This window comes from Chryseobacterium mulctrae (assembly GCF_006175945.1).
Taxonomy (GTDB): Bacteria; Bacteroidota; Bacteroidia; order Flavobacteriales; family Weeksellaceae; genus Chryseobacterium; species Chryseobacterium mulctrae.
The window spans coordinates 1,950,928-1,972,943 of sequence record NZ_VAJL01000001.1 but is presented as its reverse complement, the minus strand read 5'-3'; the positions used below and the strand labels follow the sequence as shown (position 1 = coordinate 1,972,943).

General features: G+C 34.1%; 22 protein-coding genes. 14 read left to right on the top strand and 8 right to left on the bottom strand.

Annotation, left to right across the window (positions count from 1 at the left end; genetic code table 11):
- Window positions 1-31: 31 nt before the first annotated feature.
- Both tgt and FDY99_RS08840 read left to right on the top strand, forming a co-directional pair.
- On the top strand, window positions 32-1,162 hold the full coding sequence (tgt, locus tag FDY99_RS08845; protein ID WP_139420807.1) for a tRNA guanosine(34) transglycosylase Tgt: 1,131 nt from the start codon (window positions 32-34) through the stop codon (window positions 1,160-1,162).
- A 72-nt stretch (window positions 1,163-1,234) separates the two neighbouring features.
- Window positions 1,235-2,347: an LptF/LptG family permease gene (locus tag FDY99_RS08840; RefSeq protein ID WP_102980426.1), complete on the top strand. Its 1,113-nt coding sequence runs from the start codon at window positions 1,235-1,237 to the stop codon at window positions 2,345-2,347.
- Here the strand turns inward: FDY99_RS08840 and FDY99_RS08835 are convergent.
- A complete protein-coding gene (locus FDY99_RS08835) occupies window positions 2,341-3,057 on the bottom strand; it encodes a biotin--[acetyl-CoA-carboxylase] ligase (protein ID WP_139420804.1) in 717 nt (238 codons plus the stop codon). The genes FDY99_RS08840 and FDY99_RS08835 overlap by 7 nt on opposite strands.
- Before the next feature lie 86 nt (window positions 3,058-3,143).
- On the opposite strand from FDY99_RS08835, the gene rsfS reads away from it, so the two are divergent.
- The 10 genes from rsfS to FDY99_RS08785 all read left to right on the top strand — a co-directional run bounded on the left by rsfS (window position 3,144) and on the right by FDY99_RS08785 (window position 12,911).
- Window positions 3,144-3,512, top strand: coding sequence for a ribosome silencing factor (rsfS, locus tag FDY99_RS08830; protein ID WP_074230816.1), 369 nt, complete (start codon window positions 3,144-3,146; stop codon window positions 3,510-3,512).
- Window positions 3,513-3,528: 16 nt separating this feature from the next.
- On the top strand, window positions 3,529-5,538 hold the full coding sequence (gene ftsH / locus FDY99_RS08825) for an ATP-dependent zinc metalloprotease FtsH (protein WP_139420797.1): 2,010 nt from the start codon (window positions 3,529-3,531) through the stop codon (window positions 5,536-5,538).
- 139 nt (window positions 5,539-5,677) lie between these two features.
- Window positions 5,678-6,259 (top strand): LUD domain-containing protein, encoded by a 582-nt coding sequence (locus tag FDY99_RS08820; protein ID WP_074230818.1) that lies wholly within the window; start codon window positions 5,678-5,680, stop codon window positions 6,257-6,259.
- A gap of 23 nt (window positions 6,260-6,282) precedes the next feature.
- Window positions 6,283-7,155, top strand: coding sequence for a phosphatidate cytidylyltransferase (locus tag FDY99_RS08815; protein WP_139420795.1), 873 nt, complete (start codon window positions 6,283-6,285; stop codon window positions 7,153-7,155).
- A gap of 63 nt (window positions 7,156-7,218) precedes the next feature.
- Complete coding sequence (locus FDY99_RS08810) at window positions 7,219-7,875, top strand: phosphatidylserine decarboxylase family protein (protein ID WP_139420793.1); 657 nt, start codon at window positions 7,219-7,221, stop codon at window positions 7,873-7,875.
- 254 nt (window positions 7,876-8,129) lie between these two features.
- Complete coding sequence (locus tag FDY99_RS08805; protein WP_139420791.1) at window positions 8,130-8,546, top strand: transposase; 417 nt, start codon at window positions 8,130-8,132, stop codon at window positions 8,544-8,546.
- A complete protein-coding gene (locus FDY99_RS08800) occupies window positions 8,525-8,878 on the top strand; it encodes a helix-turn-helix domain-containing protein (RefSeq protein WP_228448760.1) in 354 nt (117 codons plus the stop codon). The genes FDY99_RS08805 and FDY99_RS08800 overlap by 22 nt, the downstream gene beginning before the upstream one ends.
- Window positions 8,879-9,323: 445 nt before the next feature.
- Window positions 9,324-10,067, top strand: coding sequence for a helix-turn-helix transcriptional regulator (locus tag FDY99_RS08795; RefSeq protein ID WP_228448759.1), 744 nt, complete (start codon window positions 9,324-9,326; stop codon window positions 10,065-10,067).
- A gap of 152 nt (window positions 10,068-10,219) precedes the next feature.
- Window positions 10,220-12,019 carry an autotransporter outer membrane beta-barrel domain-containing protein gene (locus FDY99_RS08790; protein WP_139420787.1) on the top strand — a complete coding sequence of 600 codons (1,800 nt, stop codon included), beginning with the start codon at window positions 10,220-10,222 and terminating at the stop codon, window positions 12,017-12,019.
- Between the two features lie 121 nt (window positions 12,020-12,140).
- Complete coding sequence (locus FDY99_RS08785; protein WP_228448758.1) at window positions 12,141-12,911, top strand: sterol desaturase family protein; 771 nt, start codon at window positions 12,141-12,143, stop codon at window positions 12,909-12,911.
- 2 nt (window positions 12,912-12,913) lie between these two features.
- On the opposite strand, the gene FDY99_RS08780 is transcribed toward FDY99_RS08785, so the two are convergent.
- The 4 genes from FDY99_RS08780 to FDY99_RS08765 form a co-directional block, all read right to left on the bottom strand.
- Complete coding sequence (locus FDY99_RS08780) at window positions 12,914-13,264, bottom strand: DUF1801 domain-containing protein (RefSeq protein ID WP_109621314.1); 351 nt, start codon at window positions 13,262-13,264, stop codon at window positions 12,914-12,916.
- A gap of 21 nt (window positions 13,265-13,285) precedes the next feature.
- Window positions 13,286-15,124, bottom strand: a complete 1,839-nt coding sequence (locus FDY99_RS08775; RefSeq protein ID WP_139420785.1) for an ABC transporter ATP-binding protein — start codon at window positions 15,122-15,124, stop codon at window positions 13,286-13,288.
- 50 nt (window positions 15,125-15,174) lie between these two features.
- Window positions 15,175-16,098: a M28 family peptidase gene (locus tag FDY99_RS08770; RefSeq protein WP_139420782.1), complete on the bottom strand. Its 924-nt coding sequence runs from the start codon at window positions 16,096-16,098 to the stop codon at window positions 15,175-15,177.
- Window positions 16,099-16,331: 233 nt separating this feature from the next.
- Window positions 16,332-16,721: a DUF4293 family protein gene (locus FDY99_RS08765; protein WP_139420780.1), complete on the bottom strand. Its 390-nt coding sequence runs from the start codon at window positions 16,719-16,721 to the stop codon at window positions 16,332-16,334.
- A 145-nt stretch (window positions 16,722-16,866) separates the two neighbouring features.
- Between FDY99_RS08765 and rho the strand changes: the two genes are divergently transcribed.
- The gene (gene rho, locus FDY99_RS08760; protein WP_139420778.1) at window positions 16,867-18,753 is read left to right on the top strand and encodes a transcription termination factor Rho; all 1,887 of its coding nucleotides are present in this window, start codon (window positions 16,867-16,869) and stop codon (window positions 18,751-18,753) included.
- A 57-nt stretch (window positions 18,754-18,810) separates the two neighbouring features.
- On the opposite strand, the gene FDY99_RS08755 is transcribed toward rho, so the two are convergent.
- The gene (locus FDY99_RS08755; RefSeq protein WP_139420776.1) at window positions 18,811-19,404 is read right to left on the bottom strand and encodes a hypothetical protein; all 594 of its coding nucleotides are present in this window, start codon (window positions 19,402-19,404) and stop codon (window positions 18,811-18,813) included.
- 149 nt (window positions 19,405-19,553) lie between these two features.
- On the opposite strand from FDY99_RS08755, the gene FDY99_RS08750 reads away from it, so the two are divergent.
- Entirely contained in the window at window positions 19,554-20,150 is a 597-nt protein-coding gene (locus FDY99_RS08750) for a superoxide dismutase (protein ID WP_074230833.1), read from the top strand.
- A gap of 53 nt (window positions 20,151-20,203) precedes the next feature.
- Here FDY99_RS08750 and FDY99_RS08745 read toward each other — a convergent pair whose 3' ends face one another.
- Entirely contained in the window at window positions 20,204-20,623 is a 420-nt protein-coding gene (locus tag FDY99_RS08745) for a DUF6146 family protein (RefSeq protein ID WP_139420774.1), read from the bottom strand.
- Between the two features lie 47 nt (window positions 20,624-20,670).
- Window positions 20,671-21,870 carry an endonuclease/exonuclease/phosphatase family protein gene (locus FDY99_RS08740; RefSeq protein WP_139420772.1) on the bottom strand — a complete coding sequence of 400 codons (1,200 nt, stop codon included), beginning with the start codon at window positions 21,868-21,870 and terminating at the stop codon, window positions 20,671-20,673.
- Window positions 21,871-22,016: the final 146 nt, after the last annotated feature.

Below are 22,016 nucleotides of genomic sequence, written 5' to 3'. Positions count from 1 at the left end.
CTTTCTCGCAAAGCAGTTAAAATGTATAAGAATGAATTTTTTTAATATAGAGAAAACCTCAGAAGGCAAAGCAAGAGCCGGAGTTTTGAATACAGACCACGGAACCGTTCAAACACCGATTTTCATGCCTGTAGGAACTGTCGCAAGTGTAAAAACCGTTCACCAAAGAGAAATAAAAGACGATATTAAAGCTCAGATTATTTTGGGAAATACGTATCACCTTTATCTTCGTCCGGGAATGGAGGTGATGGAAGCTGCAGGAGGTTTACATAAATTTATGAATTGGGATCTTCCGATTCTTACCGATTCAGGAGGTTTTCAGGTGTTTTCACTTTCAGGAAGCAGAAAAATGTCTGAAGAAGGGGTGAAGTTCAAATCTCATATCGACGGAAGTTATCATTTATTTACTCCGGAAAAATCAATGGAAATTCAGAGACAAATTGGAGCTGATATTTTCATGGCATTTGATGAATGTGTTGCTTATCCCGCACACTATAATCAAGTGAAAAAATCGATGGAAATGACGCATCGTTGGTTAAAAAGATGCATCGACTGGAATGCAGAAAATCCTGAACTATATGGTTATAAACAAAGATTTTTTCCGATTGTTCAAGGTTCAACGTATTCAGATTTAAGAAAAATTTCTGCAGAAGTAATCTCAGAAGCAGGTGCAGAAGGAAATGCAATTGGCGGTCTTTCTGTAGGTGAACCTGAAGAGGAATTGTATAGAATTACCGATGAGGTAACCGATATTTTACCGAAAGACAAGCCAAGATATTTGATGGGAGTCGGAACTCCTTGGAATATTCTTGAATCAATCGGTTTGGGAATCGATATGATGGATTGTGTGATGCCAACAAGAAACGCAAGAAATGGAATGCTTTTCACTTGGCAAGGGGTAATCAATATGAAAAACGAAAAATGGAAGAAAGATTTTTCTCCATTAGACGAGTTTGGGACAAGTTTTGTAGATCACGAATATTCGAAAGCTTATGTGCGTCATTTGTTTGTGTCTAAAGAATATTTGGCAAAACAAATTGCATCAATCCACAATCTTGCATTTTATTTAGATTTGGTGAAAGTAGCAAGAGAACATATTTTAGCAGGAGATTTCTATCAATGGAAAGATTCTATAGTTCCTATATTGAGACAAAGACTTTAGAAATAAAAAAGAATTCCTAGTAAGGATGATTTAAAAGAAAATAGGTGTAACTCTATTTAAAAATAAATAAAAATGCTTAAAATCGTAGACGGATATATCGTAAAAAAATACCTTGGAACATTTAGTTTCATGTTGATATTGCTGTCTATTGTGGTTTTGGTAATTGATGTTCAGCAGAAAATTCCTAGAATAGAAAAAGCAACTGAGATTGATCCTAAACTAGATTTAACGTACTTTCTTATTCATTTTTATCCTTATTGGATTATCAATTTGGTGATCACATTCTTGGCGATTCTTGTTTTTATATCGGTGATTTATTTTACCTCAAGAATGGCAAATAATACCGAGATTGTTGCAATTATCAGCAGTGGTGCAAGTTTTCACAGATTTGCAAAACCATATTTGCTGACATCTCTATTTATTGCCCTTATTTCTTTGACGGTGAATCATTTCGTTTTGCCTTGGGCGAATGTTAAGAAAAACCAGCTAGAAGCCTATACTTACAATGCCGCTGCTAAAGAGAAAATTCTGGGAACAGCTCCTGTTTCTGCACAGCTAAGTAAAACGGAATATATTTTTATAAATTCTTGGAATAAAAGAGAAAAAAGAGGCTATGGATTTCTTTATCAAAAGTTTGATAAAGACCGAAAACTCATTTATGAACTTAAAGCAACTGATGTTTTCTGGCAACAGGACAAAAAAAGTTTTGTGTTGAATAGTTATTTGGAAAAGACCATCAATAAAGATGATTCTGAAAAATTGGGACAGGGTTTTGAGTTGAAAAAAAATTACGGACAAGATCCTGAAGAACTGTTTCCAAACGAACTTTTAGGTCAAAATAAAGTGACCCCGGAGCTTATAAAGTTCATTGAGCGTGAAAAAGATAAAGGAAACAGCAACCTGAATTCTCACCTGAATGAATTGCATCAGCGTACATCAATGCCGGTTTCAATTATTATTCTGACATTTTTGGCGCTTTCTCTTTCATCACAAAAGAAAAGGGGAGGTTTAGGAATTAACCTTGCGATAGGGATTTCTCTGGCATTTGTATTTGTGTTCTCTTTTGAAGCTTTAAAAGTGGTTTCAGAGAACAAAAGTATGTCACCCGCATTGGCAATGTGGTTCCCTAATATTATATTCTTTCCGATCACCTTATTTTTATATCTAAAAAGAGCCAATCAATAAAGTAACTTAATTTCTTTGTGGTAGAAAGACTGTAATCCGGATTGTTCCATTTCTATCCAGATATTACCTTTTTCGTCAGCGTTTTTAATGATGCCATTTTGTCTTACATTGTCCAATTCGAAAACTGAAATTTCATCTTTTCTGAATAGGTCTGAATTAAACTGAGCCAAGATTTCTGCGTCATCAGGAATATGGGTCAGCTTTTCAATTAAAAATGAATGCAGATCTTCTGTAAACTGTTTTAAATTAAATCTTTTTCCTGTTTGCGTTAAAAGTGATCCTGCATTAGAAATTTCGTTAAATTTTTCTTGTAAAATGTTAATTCCTATTCCAATAACAAAATAGTTTTCCTGATTCATTTTCTTCTTTTCAATCAGTATTCCGACAACTTTCTTATTTTTTACGATAATATCATTTGGCCATTTTATTTTTACTATCTTTTCAGTCAGATTGGCAAGATAATTTTGTACAGCAATTGCGGTATAATAATTGAACAAGAAATCCGAGTGAATAGAGCATGAGGTTTTTACGGCCAATGTATAAGCTAAATTCTGTTCCGCTACTGATGTCCAGGAGTTTCCGTATTGTCCCCGTCCTTTTATTTGATTAAATGTATAAAGACCAACAAAATTTGATTGCGGATAAAGTAAAACGTCATTTATTTCGTCATTAGTAGAAGAACATGCATTGCGGTAAAATAGCTCACTCATTTAAGAAAACTTTAAGACTTTAAAACCCTAAAAGTAAGGCTAAAGTAAAAGAAAAACAATAAATTTGCAGATTATAGTATATTTTAATGAATAAAACAGCAGAAAAGCAAGCGCTAATAGATAAAATTGTAGAGGCAATTCAAGACGTAAAAGGTGAAGATATTATGATTTTTGACCTTACTAAAATCGAAAATTCAGTTGCAGAAACGTTTATAATTTGTAGCGGAAACTCAAATACACAAGTTTCGGCATTAGCAGGAAGTGTAGAAAAAAAGGTAAGAAACGATCTTCAAGACAGACCTTGGCATGTAGAAGGTACAGAAAATTCAATGTGGGTGTTGGTAGATTACGTTTCAGTGGTGGTACATATTTTCCAGAAAGAAACTCGTGAATATTACGATATTGAAGAACTTTGGGGAGATGCAAAAATCACAAGGATAGAAAGTGAAGTATAAATTTTAAAAGTAATAAATGAATAATAAAGGATTTAACTGGTTTTTCCCTGTAATGATTATAGCACTTGTGCTATTTTTTATCGCCACTTCTATGGGTGACAACAGTGCAAAATCGATCGATGAAGATTCGTTCTTCAAAGAGATGCAGGCTGGGAAAATTCAGAAAGTGTTGATAGACAAGCAAAAACAAAATGCTGAAGTTTATTTAACGCAAGCTGCTAAAACGGAAACGGTAAAAACTCAGGATAAAAGTTCTAACCCATTCTCATCACTGGGAATGACTCCAAAAGCAGATTACACACTTAAATATGGTGATTTACAGCTGTTTTTATCAAAGTTTGAAACTTTGAAAGCTGAGAATCCCGCATTAAAGACAACAAAAGATTATGCAGAAGGCGAAAGCCCTTTAATGAGTATTCTTATTCAGGCATTGATTTGGATTACAATTTTGGGTCTTTTCTATTTCATTCTTTTCAGAAAAATGGGCGGCGGTGGCGGTCCTGGTGGACAAATTTTCTCAATAGGAAAATCTAAAGCTAAACTTTTCGACGAAAAAGAAAAAATTCAAACAACATTTAAAGATGTTGCAGGTTTAGAAGGTGCTAAAGAAGAAGTACAGGAAGTTGTTGATTTCTTGAAAAACTCTGAAAAATATACCAAACTGGGAGGTAAGATTCCTAAAGGGGTTCTTTTGGTAGGGCCTCCGGGAACAGGTAAAACTTTATTGGCAAAAGCCGTTGCAGGTGAAGCTAAAGTTCCTTTCTTCTCATTGTCAGGTTCAGATTTTGTTGAAATGTTTGTTGGGGTAGGTGCTTCAAGAGTGAGAGATTTGTTTGCTCAGGCTAAAGCAAAATCTCCGGCAATTATCTTCATCGATGAGATTGATGCAATTGGTAGAGCACGAGGTAAAAATAATTTCTCTGGCGGAAACGACGAAAGAGAAAATACGCTTAACCAGCTTCTGACAGAAATGGATGGTTTTGGTACCGATGTCAACGTTATCGTTATGGCAGCGACCAACAGAGCAGATATTTTAGATAAAGCATTAATGAGAGCAGGTCGTTTTGACCGTTCAGTTTATGTTGACCTTCCGGAATTGCATGAAAGAAGAGAGATTTTTGATGTCCATTTAAAGAAAATCAAATTAGACGAAAATATAGACAGAGAGTTTTTATCTAAGCAAACTCCTGGTTTCAGTGGAGCAGATATTGCAAATGTTTGTAACGAAGCAGCACTTATTGCAGCGAGAAATAGCCACGAGTCGGTTACTAAACAAGATTTCCTTGATGCGGTAGACAGAATTATCGGTGGTCTTGAAAAGAAAAATATGGCAATTAAGCCTTCTGAGAAGAGAAGAGTAGCCTTCCACGAAGCAGGTCATGCGACAATTTCTTGGTTGGTAGAGCACGCTTCACCGCTTCTTAAAGTAACCATTGTTCCGAGAGGAAGATCTTTAGGAGCAGCTTGGTATCTTCCAGAAGAAAGACAATTGTCTACGACTGAGCAGATGCTAGACGAAATGTGTGCTACTTTAGGAGGAAGAGCTGCAGAGCAGGTAATATTTGATAATATTTCTACAGGTGCCCTTTCTGATCTTGAAACAGTGACAAAAAGAGCTCAGGCAATGGTAACAATCTACGGATTGAGTCCTAATATCGGAAATATTTCTTATTACGACAGCTCGGGTCAGTCTGAATATAGTTTCGGAAAACCGTATTCTGAGGCAACAGCCTCTAAGATTGATGCCGAAATTAAAGGTATTATCGAAAACCAATATGAGAGAGCGGTAAGAATTCTTACTGAGAATAAAGATAAGCTGAATGCTTTAGCAAATAAACTGTTAGAGAAAGAGGTTATCTTCCGTGAAGATTTGGAAGAGATTTTCGGTCAAAGAGCTTGGGATCCTGAGTTGACTGAAAAACCGGTGACCAATACAATTCCTATTCTTGAAAAAGAAGAAGAACAACCGAGCGAAGAACTGAAGGATAGTGAAATTCAAGCTCCTGAAAGTTCAAGTCAAATCTAAGAATATCCTTATTGGATTTAAAATAACTCCCGGCAAATAAATCTATTTGTCGGGTTTTTTGTTATTTAAACTATATTCTTAGACGAATTATAATTATATTTTCTATTTTTGTATAGAAGTTGACCAAAAATATACTAAGTTGAGTTTATTTAAAAGAATTGTAAGCAGACTTACCAACCAGCCAGAAGATGATGAGAAGCAGAGCCTGGAAAAGCTTGGAGATTCACTGAAAAATGCAGATCTCGACTATAAGTTTGCGCAATTATTTACGCATTCTGGTGGCTTTTTCAACTATTGCGCAGATGAGGCAGAAGCATTGCAGACCTTAAACCAGATTTTAAAAATCGAGGGGATTAACTCTGTTTTTTGCTGTGATAAAGATCTTCAGGGATTTTTAAATGTAATTAAAATCAATAATACGCCCGAGCTGGAATCGCGTAACGATGCCGCTTTTATATCATGCGAATACCTTATTGCGTACGACGGCAGAATCATGCTTTCGCACAATAACATTCTGCACTATCATTCTTCAAGATTACCCGGTAAAATAATTATTATGGCAAATGTTTCTCAGATTGTCAATAATCTGAATGACGCGATGGGCAAGATCAAACGCACCGGAAACATCAAAAACCTTACTTCAATCAGCGGAAACCACTCTAAGCTGGATGCTGCTGCAAACAATAATACGAAGCTATTTTTACTTTTACTGGAAGATTAGCATCGCTTTCTAAATTTTAAATTTTGGACAAAAATCTTATTCAGAGAACGCTTTCAGGGCTGGTTTATGTAGCCGTAATATTTCTTTGTGCAACACCTTTTGGTGCGCAATTGCTAGATTCGGTTTCTCCCGGTCTCGTTCAGCAGCAATATTTGTATTATGGTTTAATAAGCTTTCTTTTGCTGGTTGGAACATGGGAATGTATGAAAATTATGAAATTCGGAGACGGCTACGAAAAGTGGATTGTTTTTCCGTTAGTCATTTTTATTTTCTATGTTTTCTCTAAACGATATTTCCAACACGGATTTTATTTTGACTTCAGGCTGTCGGAAATCTTGGCAATTTCATTAACCCTTATTGCGGTAATTACTTTATTTAAATTCTCAAACGAACTTTATATCGACAACGGAAAGCTTATTTTTACCGTAATCTATATCGCTTTACCATTTTCTTTTGCCTTAGGTTTGCCTAAATATTCTTCAATTGAAAATACATTTTCACTGGAAGTTATTTTCTTATTTATTTTAATTTGGAGTAGCGATACCTTTGCTTATCTCGTTGGAAAATTCTTCGGAAAACATAAAATGGCACCGAAAATTTCACCAAAAAAAACCTGGGAAGGTTATATCGGAGGTGTTGTTTTAACATTGGTACTTTCATATTTCGTTGAGCAGTATCAACCACAGCTTCGCGGAAACTGGATGGTTGTAGGTTTTCTGATCGCTGCATTTGCACCTTTAGGAGATTTGGTAGAAAGCCAGCTGAAAAGAAATTTTGGCGTAAAAGACAGCGGGAATATCATTCCGGGGCACGGTGGAGTATTAGATAGACTGGATAGTTTTTTAATTTGTGTTCCTGTCGTATATTTGTACTTTATTTTAGAAAAATTTATTTAAACTTATATTACTGTTATACTTCGGAAACTTCGTTGCTTATAACAAACAACAATTAGTATCATTATGAAATTACATAAAGAGTCGAAAGGAACCATCACGGTAGCGTCTATACTTTTCGCAATTATTGCTGCGGCATCTATCTATTTTCTTGAAATGTGGTCGCTTCTGATCATCGTACCATTATTGGTTATTTACAGTTTGGTATTTTGGTTCTTTAGAGTTCCGAATCGTGATATTTTAGATCACGTAGAAAATGTAATTGCTCCGGTTGACGGAAAAGTAGTGATGATTAAAGAAGTAGAAGAGGATGAATTTATCAAAGGAAAGGCAATTCAGGTTTCTATCTTTATGTCTCCGCTGAATGTTCATATTTGTAGATATCCGGTTTCGGGAGATGTAATTTATAAAAAATATCATCCAGGAAAATATCTGGTTGCATGGCACGAAAAATCGTCTACAGAAAATGAAAGAACAACTGTTGCGGTACAGAGTTTAACCAATCATAAAGTCGTTTTCAGACAGATTGCGGGATATGTGGCGAGAAGAATTGTTTTCTATTGTAATAAAGGGGATAAAGCAAAAGCTGGACATGAATTCGGGTTTATTAAATTTGGTTCAAGAATGGATATTTTCCTTCCACTTGATACAGAGATTATCTGTAAGATCGGAGATATAGCAAAAGGAGGTCTGGATGTTATTGCAAAGTTGAAGCAGAACTAGTTTAATCTAATATATAATAAAAGGAGAAAATCTTAAATGGTTTTCTCCTTTTTTTGATTATAACATTCATTTTGTTGCACTTACATTAAGTAGAACAATTAAGTATATGAGTTTTACTACTCGTGCGTGGTATTGCGTAGTATGTTACGCATGGCTTTTGCTGCTTTCTTGATACTTTTATCCCATCAAAATAATTGGCTTTTCAGAAGATTTATGAGTCCTCTAAAAAGTTTCAACACAAATGACTATTGAAAATGAACTTAAAGGAGATACATATTGGTGAGTTTATTTACCATCGTATGAAAGAACTTCAAATTTCTTCGGAAAGAGTAACAAAATTTTTAAAATGTACTGAAGCTGATATTGAAAAAATGTATCAGCAAAGTAGTCTTGATACAGATCTCTTACTTAGATGGAGCAAGCTTTTAGAATATGATTTTTTCAGGCTTTATACGGGACATTTGATTCTTTATGCTCCTTTAAAAAGTGTAGGTAATCTTGTTTCTCAAAAAAATGATTTTCCGGTTTTTAGAAAAAATATATATACTGAAGAAGTTAAAAGCTTTATTCTCAACAAAATTTCCACAAAAAAGATGACCCCGCAACAAGTGATTCTTAAATATAGAATACCGAAAACTACTTTATTTAAATGGATGAAAAAAGAATTATGAAGAATATGTGTCCGGATTACAGGCAGATATATACAGATATTATTGATGAATTATACCCTGAAAAGAAAGGCAATGCGCAGATTAATAATAAAATAGAATGTATTGAAACAGTGATGGATGTTCTTACTCTTAACACACTTATTTTTGGATCATCTAAGCAACTAACTGAATCTAAAAGCCGTAGGCTTCGTTCTTATGATAAAAATTCTATTCTAAAGATTCTTGAATATCAAAGAAGTAATAAACTGAATAATATAACAACTGCCAGACATTTTAAAATAAGCAGAAATACACTCACAAAATGGCACAGAATCTTTAAGGATAAAGTTTAAAACTCCTTATAAGTGACTATTAAATTATGAGGTTTTTTGCTTTTTTATTATTTCCTATAAAATTCTTTATTTCGATAAAAATCTACTATTCTCCTGAATGGGGGATTGCTTTTTTTTATAAATTTAAAGTACCAAACCCTAATTGGGCGCCCCTGTGAAAGCCCCTTATTCAATCTTTAAATAAAAATTTTAGAATATGATAAGTAAAGTATTTTCTAAAATAATTACTTACAATTTTGAGCCATCTGCTAATGATTTTGAGTACCAGTATTTAGCTCTTATACAGCGCTATCTTTTGTTTTTGTTTTTAGTGTTTTTATTTTATTCAATATTTATCATTTTCTTCTTTGGAGATATGGTAAGTTCTACTTTTTTAATCATTATTACTTTCTTTTGGTTCGTTTTAATTAGTATCAAGGGAAAAATAAGTCGATTCAAAAAAATTTTGAAAACAGTCATTACTAGTGTTTTTATCATCCTTACATTTATTGTTAGTTTCTTCTATATATATACTTGGAAAAATGCAGGTGTAGAATATTTTTATTTTTCACTTTTGTTTGCTATTCCTTTCTATTTCAATTATAAGGAAGATTCTTTTTTTATATTACTGATTGTCACGATTATCACGATCAATTTTATAGGATGTTTGTATTTTGACATGGGCTTTATATCTAAGAGTAAGTTTATAAAAACAGAAGATTTTAAACTTATTGAGCTTCTTAATATCATTTTTGCCATCAGTACTTTTTTAATTGATATTTATTTTATTTCACAAAAAGATAAGCTAATTTATGGTCTTCTCAGAGAAACTGAAATTAAGGATTCTACTATTGGAGATCTTTTGAAAGTAAATAATGAACTGATGAGACAGCGGATCATCATTAATAATTTAACAGAAGATAATGTTACAGAGATTATAGAGCTTGCAGAAAATGATTCTCCGATTTTTTTTGAACGGTTTCAATTGTTTTTTCCTGAATTCATTCCTAATATTTTAAAGATTAATCCGGGGCTTATTTATTCTGAACTGCATATTTGTGCTTTAATGAGATTAAATTTCGATACCAAAAAAATAGCTCTTTGTACAAATAGTAGTGTAAGGGCAGTTGAGAGCAGGAAATACAGGATTCGAAAAAAAATGGGCTTAGGTTCAGATGTTAATATTAATAATTTTATACTCAAAATTTAAGTTTTACCCCCTCCGAATGAGTATTAATACTCATGAGTAGTATTACGTAGTGATATTTTTAGTTAAATCCCAAATGCATTATAGTTTTGTGATGCTAAACCAAGTGTTTGCAATTTGAGAAAATAATTAACAATTAACGCAAAAAAACAACGATGGATGTGAAATTTACAAAAGTAAAAATTAGGACGCTTTTTTTGGTCCTCTTTATGATTTTCGGAAAGTTTTATTCACAGGTAAACAATGGAGCAGTTGGTATCAATACCTCTTCTCCCAATCCCAATTCTGTTTTGGATATTGTTTCTGGAAATAATAATAAAGGAATACTTGTTCCACGCCTTACAGAGGCTCAAAGAAATGCAATAACAATAAACCCTACTAGTGATGATGGTCTCACGATCTTTAACACCACTGAAGACTGTTACAATTATTGGAGCCTTTCAGATAATGAATGGAAAAGTGTATGCGGGCAAATTGGAAAATCTGTTTTTACAATTGATTGTTCCAATACAAAGGCAATGGGTGCGTATGTTCAGACGAAAGAACTTACAGCTTCTAATTATCTTAGTGTAACTGTTAATGTAACTAAAATTGGAAATTATACCATTACAGGTACTACAACTAATGGATATAATTTCTACGGGACAGGGGTATTTCTTAACACTGGAGTACAAAAAATCCAGGTTCCGGGACAAGGAGTGCCGGCTACCATTCAGGTAGATACTGTAGAGCTTTCTGCAAATGGAACAGATGTTACATGTACACCTCCTGTTACAGTGAATGTTCTTAGTCCTGCAGGAACTTATACAATGAGTTGTGGTAGTGCTACTGTAAATGGAGTCTATAAAGTAGGGACAGCTTTGGCTGCTTCCAATACAATTACTCTTCCTGTAAATGTTACAGCCTTGGGAAGTTATACAATTACGACCAATACTGTAGATGGAATCTCATTTAGTGGTTCAGGTACGTTTACTGCTACAGGAAATCAAAATGTTACTCTTCAGGGTACAGGATCACCCAGCTCTACTACTGTGAAAAAAATGACCATTACTTCAGACAGTGGGGGTGGAGTTTCTACTACATGTAGTGTAAATGTGATTGTAGTTATTCCTGCAAAAAAATTACTGGCTATAGGATTGGGAAATACGTATGGATATAATCTAAGTAACTCGGGAAGACCATCAAATACTTTAATAACAACGAATACTAATTACGGAACGTTGGCAACAAGTACGGTAAAATATGAAGGATGGTCCCAGGTTATTGATGGAAGCAATTCTCCAAGTACAGCACAATTGAATACATGGCTGCTGGGTTCGGCTCCGGTTGATATTGTTGTAATAGGATATAGCTATGGAATGAGCACCAATGATGCAGCAGTATTTTTACAATATCTACAAAAAGGGGGAGTAATTCTTTCTTTCTGTGAAGATACTACCGGAAATCAGAACTTTTTCAGAACCATTTTTAATGATCCGAGTTTGAGCCAGTCTACAACAGGAGGCTCAGGAGATGGAAGAACCTATACATTACCTATTACAAGTGATGAAATTACCAACGGACCTTTTGGAGACATCCGAGGTAAGCTTTGGGGAGATGATGCAACAGATGTTGTATATTTTACAGGATTACCATCTGGTGAAATTTCTTCATATTCTAATGCAACCAATGCTAACAATAATACAGGTACTGTAGCCGGATCTGTGACTGCTTTTAAACATAAAAGTTTTAATTTAATATGGGTCGGAGAAGGTGGCTTTAATTCACAAAGTGGAAATAGTGGAGATCAGGCTTCCAGCACAATATGTCCTTTTATTTTGGATACAAATAAGAAGCCCGTTCCTAAAACTACTTATGGAACATCAGGCACACTTATCTATAATTCTACTTTTACAGCCAACGCATTTGCATGGGCTCTCAATCAAGCAGAATTTAAAGGGATAAATACCAAATAAGACTATTTTTTCTCCGATTCGATTTTAAAAACACGAAATATAAGTTTATAAAGATGGAAACACTGATGCTATAGAAATATAACATTGGTGTTTCTTTTTTCCCATCACAAAATATTATATTATGAAACACCTGAAATATTTTTTTGATCTGAGTTTCATGGGCTTCTTGCAGTATTTCTTTTTAGCGGGATTTTGTTATTGGATTTGTTACTTTTTATTTAAGAAAGCCCTTTATAATGCAAAAATTCAACAGCAAGAAGTTAAGAAGTTGGATATTGTAAGGGAAGTGCTTCACTCCGCAGCCTCCTCGTTGATCATGGCGTTCATGATTTTTTTAGTAATCTATACTCCATTAAATCAGTTTACTAAAATCTACAAAAATGTTGATGATTATTCTGTATATTGGTTTGTGGGAAGTATTGTTACGGGACTAGTTATTCATGATACTTACTTTTATTGGATGCACAGACTTTTGCATTATAGGAAAATTTTTAAGCATGTACATCTTATCCATCATAAATCAACCAACCCAAGTCCTTTCGCAGCTTACTCTTTTCATTTTTTCGAGGCCGTAGCTGAGGGATTGATTTTACCACTCCTACTTTTTGTTATTCCTTTACACCCACTCAGTATTTCTATATTCGTAGTGAGTTCTTTGATCATCAATGTATATGGGCATTTAGGATATGAAGTAGCTCCGAAATGGCTAAGGAAATCAATGATATTTAAAATATTGAATACATCAGTACATCACAACCTTCATCATAATAAATTTAAAGGAAATTATGGTCTGTATTTTCGATTCTGGGATCAGATCATGAAAACTGAAAACCCTGATTACGTAAAGACCTATGATAAAATACAAGAAAAGAGATTTGGAAATGAACAATAAAATTATCCTTTAATATACTGCTTTATCTCCTCCAGTAGACTCAATATAAACTCTACGGGAAGATCCTCTTCAATATCAATTAACAGAATCTTAAACTTTTTTCTTCCGTCTTGGGTCAGCTCAGGGTAGTCCAGTTTATCACCATGATAAAAACTGATGTAATGCTTTTTATATTTTTTGCTGTAATAAAAATAACACAGCATTTTCTTTTTGTACTTTATAAAGGGAAGTCCGAAGCTTAACGTTTCAGTAATGTGTTCTGTGTCAGATGCCAGAATTTTTTCACGCAAAAATAAAAGAGTACTTCTTTCAGGTTCTTGTATTCTGTAGAAGTACTCTTGTATGGGGTTCATTTTAAAATAATTTAAATTAGTTTAGTCGAAATTTTGAAGCTCCACAAGCTTGTGATAAGTGCCTCTCCTTGTCATTAAATCTTGGTGGCTTCCCTGTTCTACGATATCACCTTTTTCCATAACTACAATCCAGTCTGCTTTTTGAATGGTTGAAAGTCGGTGAGCGATAACCAGTGAAGTTCTGTTTTCCATCATTTTTTCAAGGGCATCCTGTACAAACTTTTCAGATTCTGTATCCAAAGCAGAAGTTGCTTCATCCAAAATCATAATCGGTGGGTTTTTCAGCACGGCTCTTGCAATAGAGACTCTTTGTTTTTGTCCACCTGAAAGTTTTCCTCCATCATCACCGATATTAGTGTCATAACCATTCGGAAGTTGAGTAATAAAGTGATCCGCGTTGGCAATTTTTGCTGCAGCAATTACTTCGTCTCTCGTTGCTTCAGGTTTACCCATCAAAATATTGTTGTAAACAGTATCATTGAACAATACAGATTCTTGGGTAACCATTCCTAAAAGTTTTCTGTAATCGGTCAATTTTAGATGTTTGATATCAGTCTCGTCAATTAAAATCTGACCTTCTGAAACATCATAAAATCGCGCCAAAAGATTGGCAATTGTAGTTTTTCCACTTCCACTTTGACCGACCAATGCAACTGTTTTTCCTTTTGGAATCGTCAGACTGAAATTTTTTAGGATTAAATTAGATTTATCGTAATAAAAACCAATATTTTTAAACTGTATTTGTTTATCTAAAGTAGAAATAGAAACCGGTTCTGCAATTTCCTCTATTTTCACATCGGCTTCAAGGATTTCCAAAACTCTTTGTAGAGAAGCTTCCCCTTTCTGAACATTAGAAATAGAAGATGATAAACTTTTTACCGGAGGTAAAATTTGGAAGAACATGGCTAAAAATACAAGAAAATCTTCCGGAGCAATACTTTGATCTACAATGATTTGCTTTCCACCATACCATGCGATTATTAAAAAAGTAACTGACCCTAAAAACTCACTCATTGGCGATGCTAATTCTTTTTTTCTACCTAATCTTATAGAGCTGTTGATCCATTTCTGCATGGAACCCATAAAGCGGTTGTCCATTATTTTTTCAGCGCTGAAAATCTTGATCACTTTTGATGATTTCAAGGTTTCATCTACAATAGAAAAGATATTTCCCATTTCGTTCTGCGCTTCATGAGAATCTTTTTTAAGACTTTTTCCAATTAAAGCAATCATAGTTCCCATTACTGGTAAAACCAAAAGAGAGAATAGAGTAAGTTCAGAACTTAGCCAAAAAAGACTTATCAATGTACTGACTAACATAAACGGAGCGTTGATCAAATCAACCAAACTTCCCAAAATATTTCCTTCTACTTCACCTACGTCATTCGACATACGAGACATCATATCACCTTTTCTGCTTTCTGTAAAAAATGAAACAGGCAAAGACAAAACCTTACGATACATCTCGCCTCGAAGATCTTTGGTAACACCGACACGATAGTTAATTAAAAGGAAAGATCCTAAGTATCTGAAAATATTTCTCAGTAAAAACATGAATGCCGTGATGACGCAAAGCCAAGCTAAAACATTCAGCGTACCATAATCATCAACTAGAGTCTGGATATAATAATTAGAATAGGTCTTTAAGTAAGAAAATAAATCTACAAGCTCTCCAGAATATACAGGAGCAGATTTGAAGTTTTCACGTTTGATGGTGCCAAAAAGCATCCCCAAAACCGGAAGTATGGTTCCTAAAGAAGCAATCTGAAACACAGAATATAGCAAGTTGAAGAATAAACTTCCGTAAATGTATTTCTGATGCGGACGGGCGAATTTGAGTATTTTTTTATATTCGTTCATTCAATAAAATTGGAAAGCAAAATTAATTAAAATATAATGATAAGACGTTTTTAATTGAAATTTACTTTATCATTATACTTCGGATTGAAATTTTTAGGGCTTAATTTCTCTAAAGTTTTTGCAAAGTTATTGATAATCTGCGTCATATTTTCAGAATTTACAATGCTCATATCATCGTTTGCCTGATGATAATGAGTAATTTTGCTCATGTCTGCAGTGGAAATAGAATGGGCAATAATTTTCTTTTTCACAAAGCTTACATTGTCTGATCTGTAAAATAATTGTTGCTTCGCATAAGGATCGGGATAAATTTTTAATCCGTTTACCGCATTTTTATTAAACAATTCATCAAGGTCAGAAAACTCATCACCGGTAATAAAGACTGTGTTTTTTCCAAACTCAGCTTCTGTGGCAACCATTTCAAAATTAAATAACGCTGAAAGATTATTGTAGATGTGATCTAGCTTTTTGTCTTCAGAAATAGCGATTGAACCCAACATTCCTTTTTCTTCTCCATTAAATGCCATGAAAACCATTGAGAAGTCGGGTTTTTTATTTTTAAAATAATCGGCGATACCTACCAAAGTCGTGATTCCGCTTGCGTTGTCATCTGCGCCATTGTTAATATTGTCCCCGGATTTATTGCTTACTCCGATATGATCAAAGTGACCAGTAAATCCTAAAAATTTTTCAGATTTTCCTTTTTTAACTGCGCAAACATTGTAAGCTGTTTTTCCTTTATAATTAAAAGGAACGAGATAAGAATTGCCTGTACAATATTCCAGATTGTTTTCTTTAAAAAGTTGTGAAATGTATTCTGCAGCTTTGTCATTTTCCGGAGTTCCAATTTCGCGGCCTTTCATTTCATCTGAAGCCAGAGTTGTGATGACGGTTTTTACTCTCTCTTCGGAAACATCCTGTGCAAAAGCCGAAGTTGCGAAAAATGATAGGGAAAGATAGATTAGTTTTTTCATATTTAAATTATATTATTTCTTTATACTAATTGAATAAGTAGCGGTTTTATATAAAATGTTGCAAGTAATCTTAATTTATTTACATCCCACAGATTTCACGGATTCTCACAGATTTTATTCTCTATCTGAAATTAATAATATTATTTTGTTTTAATCATCTGCGTAAATCTCTGGGAAATAAAAAAAACAGCTCCCAAAAGGAAGCTGTTCTCACTCAAAAAATCGTTGTAAGGTTATCGTAGTCTGTCTACAGATTTTACGAGCCTCTCATCTTTCTTGATAAAAATATTTGCCAAAAACAAACAAATTACCGCAATCGATGGGAAAACCGGCTCAATACCCTTCTCAGGAAAATCTATTCCTCCGGATAAGTTTTGCATCCAGTACACCAATACACCAATCAACAAAGCGTTTATAATGATGCTGATATTATTCAGCAAGATTTGTCTTTTTCTGTTTTTAAAACTGAATAAACTCAATGCTCCTACCAAAACTAAAACAATTGACGAGATACTGATAATCGGATTTTTTCCGAAAACATCTACATCTTGTCCCGTAATATATAAGAAAGCTGCTGCTAAAACAGACAGCAAAATCCAAATGGTCTGTATTCTCTGTAACATAGAATTTCAAATTCAGAAGCAAAAATAACATAAATTTTGCACAATTCAAAAATAAGTGTAGATTTGCAACATACAATGTACTTGAAAACAAAAGTCACCCGACTTACTTTTCTTACTCACAACTAATTACATTTTTACATTAAATATGTTTAACATAGAAACGTTAAGGTCAAAATCTGTAACGGAATTGACTAAAATCTTAAAAGATTTGGGCGTTAAGGTTGCAAGAACCAGCAATGAAAATGATAAAATTTTTGCTATTCTAGATTTTCAGGCTTCCAACCCTAAAGTTACAAAAGATTATTTCAATACCACAGAAACACCGACTGTTGTTGTAGAGGAACAACCGGCAGAGAAGGTAACTAAACCAGCTCCTAAAAAGGCTGCTCCTAAAAAGACCGCAAAACCTAAGGTAGAACCAAAAGCTGAAACTGAGCCAAAAGAAACTCAGCCTGCAAAAGAGCCGGAAGTTATTAAAACAGAAGAAGTTCCTGTAGAAGAAGTAAAAGCAGAAATACCACAGACTGAAGCTGAAGAGAAAGCTGCTCCTTCTAACAACAGACAAAAAAGAAAAAGAGTTTCGCCTCCTGCGCAAAGCAGTGAAATTGAAGCAAAAGGAACAATAGAACTTCCTTTAAATATAGATTCTCAGCCAAATGCACCTGCACAAGCTAAAGAGGAAAGACCTAAAAGACCGCAACAAGCACAACAAGGTCAGCCTCAACAACAAAAAGGTCAAAACCATCCACAACAAAACAGTGGAAATTCTCAAAATAGAAATCAGAACAATAACCAAAATCAGAATTCTAATCAAAACAACCCTAATCAAAACCAAAATCCTAATCAGAACAGACAGCAACATGCTGAAAGGCCTGAAAGACACGAGGAGCAGCACGAACAGAAAAAAGAGTTCAGCTTCGACGGAATGGTTAGTATTGAAGGGGTTTTAGAAATTTTACCAGACAACTACGGATTTTTACGTTCATCAGACTTCTCTTATATTTCTTCACCGGATGATGTGTATGTTTCTACAGCACAGATCAGAAATTTTGGTTTAAAAACCGGAGATACCGTAAGAGGAATTGTAAGACTTCCGAAAGAAGGTGAAAAATATTTCTCATTACTAAAACCAACAGAAGTTAACGGTCGCGATTTAGCATATATTAAAGATCGTGTTGCTTTTGAATATCTTACGCCATTATTCCCTGAAGAGAAATTTAATCTTTCGGGAGATAATTCTACGATGTCAACAAGAATTGTAGATCTTTTTGCACCTATCGGAAAAGGGCAAAGAGCGATGATCGTTGCTCAGCCGAAAACCGGTAAAACAATGTTGCTTAAAGATATTGCAAACTCTATCGCAGCCAATCACCCAGAAGTTTATATGATGGTTCTTTTGATCGACGAACGTCCTGAAGAAGTTACCGACATGGAAAGAAGCGTAAATGCAGAAGTAATTGCTTCTACATTTGACGAAGCTGCAGATAAACACGTAAAAGTGGCTAACCTTGTTTTAGCGAAAGCTCAGAGAATGGTAGAATGTGGCCATGATGTGGTGATTCTTTTAGATTCAATTACAAGATTGGCGAGAGCTTACAATACCGTAACTCCTGCTTCTGGAAAAGTACTTTCTGGTGGTGTTGATGCAAATGCTCTTCACAAACCAAAAAGATTCTTCGGAGCTGCAAGAAAAATTGAAAACGGAGGATCGTTAACGATTATCGCAACTGCTTTAATTGATACAGGTTCTAAAATGGATGAGGTTATTTTTGAGGAATTCAAAGGTACCGGAAACATGGAGCTTCAGTTAGACAGAAAAATTGCGAACAGAAGAATTTATCCTGCCATCGATTTGGTTTCTTCAAGTACAAGAAGAGACGATTTATTGCTTGATGAGGTAACTTCACAGAGAATGTGGATTTTCAGAAAGTATCTTTCAGAGATGAATCCTATCGAAGCAATGGAATTTGTCAACAAAAACATCAGAGGAACTTTAAATAACGAAGAGTTCTTGATGTCGATGAACAGATAATAAAGTATTTTACTTTAAAAATATAAAAGCAGTCAAAATTTTGACTGCTTTTTTGTATTAACTTCTTTTAACCCATTCGTTATGAATTTTTCGGAAGCGGATAAATCTTGGCATACAATCGTTACCGGTAATGTTCTTACATTTCTGATAATAAATAATTGCCTTCTCGCCCGATTTGTCGATGATGGGTCTGCTTAAAGTGATCTTGCCAAGAAATTCGCCATTTTCGCTTGGTTTTTCTACCTTCTCGTAATTTTCAGGGAATTTTATTTTAGTTAAATCTAAACTCGTTGCTTTTAAATTTTCTTTTGCGGGAACAATGCTATCTAATTCTAAAAGAGAACGGTATACGTTACTTTTCGCAGAAGAAGCTTCGATGCTGTCGGAAATAGCAAACTCAAATTTTCTTCTCATTGCAATTGCGTCTTCAATGATTTTTGCATCTTTTTCATTCATCGTTCTGTTTAAATCAATTCCGTTATTGGCGGCAATTTCATTCATTTCATCCTGTGAAAGATAGGTCATTCCGTATGGCTTTAGAATTTCGCTGACTGATTCATTGAGTAAAGCGTATTCATCTTTAGAAATACGGTCAGAGTTACAGCTTATCAATAATAAAAATAATGCAGAGATTGTATAAATTTTCTTCATAACGACAAATTTAAAAAAATAATGGATTTATCGACATTTAGACACCTTTTTGTTATTATCAATGTTAAAGATTTATTAAAGTAATCTTCAATTTTTGATATTGGCTTGAATATTGGCTAACTTTGAGTCATAACATTAAAAATAAACTTATGTCATTTGAATTACCAAAATTAGGATATGCTTACGAAGCTTTAGAGCCAACAATTGATGCAAAAACAATGGAAATCCACCATTCAAAACATCACCAAGCGTATGTTGATAACTTAAATAAAGCAATCGAAGGAACTGATCTTGAAGGATTGTCTATCGAAGAAATCTGCAGAACGGGTGTTGAAAAACCTGCTGTAAGAAATAACGGTGGTGGTCACTTCAACCACTCTCTTTTCTGGGAGATTTTAACTCCAGGAGGAAGCAAAGAGCCTGTAGGGAGCGTAAAAGCTGCTATCGAAAATTATGGTGGTTTTGAAAAATTCAAAAATGATTTTTCTGAAGCTGCTAAAACAAGATTTGGTTCAGGATGGGCTTGGTTGGTGAAAAATGAAGACGGATCTGTTTCTGTAACTTCTACTCCAAACCAAGACAATCCATTAATGCCTGTTGCTGATGCAAAAGGAACTCCGGTTTTAGGATTGGATGTTTGGGAGCACGCTTATTATTTAAATTATCAAAACAGAAGACCTGATTATGTATCTGCCTTCTTCGATGTTGTAAACTGGGATAAAGTAGAAGAATTATTCAACAAATAATCTTCTATTACTTCAAATAAAAAAAGGTTCAGAATTTTCTGAACCTTTTTTTATTACCTGAATGTGTCACTTGCGCTCAATCCATTCATTCTCAGTTTGTACTTCCAATTAACATAGGCGAAAACCTGATACAGTTTGTACTCAAATTTAATTCCGTATTTCTCTCTTGGGTCATAATCTATTGAAGATTCAATGATATTATGATATCTTCCCGACATGAAATAAGAATTCCATTCATTGACCAAAATTGCATTTCTACTTTTCAAATTAGCTTCAGTATACTGATTCATTGGTCTTGCAATAGCATTCATAAAATAATCAAACTGAGTGTCGATTACAATCAGATCCCATTCTCCATCATCGTTTTTTGATGGTTTCATTGTAGAATCTTTCTTTTCGTTTTTAGGATTATTCTGAGCGAATGAATGTAATGGAATAAGAACTGTAAATAATATGATGATTAAATTTTTCATAATGAGTAATTTACACAAAAAAAGCACTCCAAATAGAGTGCCTTGTTTTATTTTTTGATGTATTCTTTCTGAAGAACCGATACAGCCGGGAAGTGATCGCTGTAACCACCGGTGAATCTGTCACCATCCCAAGAACGAAGCGGGTAACCTTTCCATTGTCCTTCTTTATTAACTAAATAAGACGGGGCATAGATTTCTGCTTTAAAAATACTGTAAGTAGGAGTCAATTTTTCTTTTGAATATAAATTCTGAGAAACGATAATCTGATCAAATAAATTCGGAGCGTCTCTATAGGCTAAAGAAGCAACTCCTGCTTTATATAATTTGTACATTAAATTATAGTAAGGAGTTTTATCAGATAAATCTTCAGGATTTTCTACTGCACCTAAATGTTTTTTCAAACTCGGACTTACCGGATCGTCATTGTAATCACCCATTGAAATTAATTTAATTCCGGGAAATTCTGCAGATAATTTATCCATTTCCGCTTTCAAAACGGCAGCAGCAGCATTTCTTTTTGGCAGGGAAGCAGCTTCACCACCACTTCTTGAAGGCCAGTGATTCATAAAAACTGCAATTTTTTCACCATCTAAAAGTCCGATTGCTACCAAAACATCTCTTGTGTATTGTCTTTTACCATCTTCATTATAGATTTTTATTTCTTTAGTATAAGTGTTCTGAACTACAAATCTGTTTTTCTGATAAATAATTGCAATGTCAATTCCTCTTGCATCGTAAGAATTGTAGTGCACAATTCCATAATTGCTTTTTGCTAAAACAGGTTGCTTAATAAGGTCTTCAATTACCTGTCTGTTTTCTACCTCAATTAAACCACAAATTGCAGGGTTGTCGTTGGTGTACTGTCTTCCAAGCTCAGAAATTACCTTTGCTTCGTTAGCTAATTTTTGGTTGTAGTATTTCGTTCCCCATCTTTTTGGGCTGTTTGCTGTAAAGTCGGTAGCTAAAATTTGATGACGAATTACTTTCTTTCCAACTAAAAGTTCATTGCTCCATTCTCCCTTGTAGTCTTCAGTTGTTTCCAAAAACTTCAGAGAATCGATAGGTACGCTTCTGTGAAATTTAGGATTAGAAAAAGGAAGTGTTCCGTCAATATAATCTGCAGACGCAATAGTGTCCCAAAGATTTTCTACATTCAGGAAAGCTACGGCCGCTCTTTTAACTTGTTTCTGCTGAGAAAACCCAAAATTAAAACACAATACCGCAAAAATGATAAGATATTTTTTCATGTTGTTCAAATATTCAAAAAATTGAGGGGCTAAAATTACAAATTTTAAAATCATTTAGAGATTAAATTAATCTTAAGAAGCATTTTTGAATTAAATCATAATACTGACTTTTTATTGAGGGTATTATTAAGTGTTAAGAATAATTA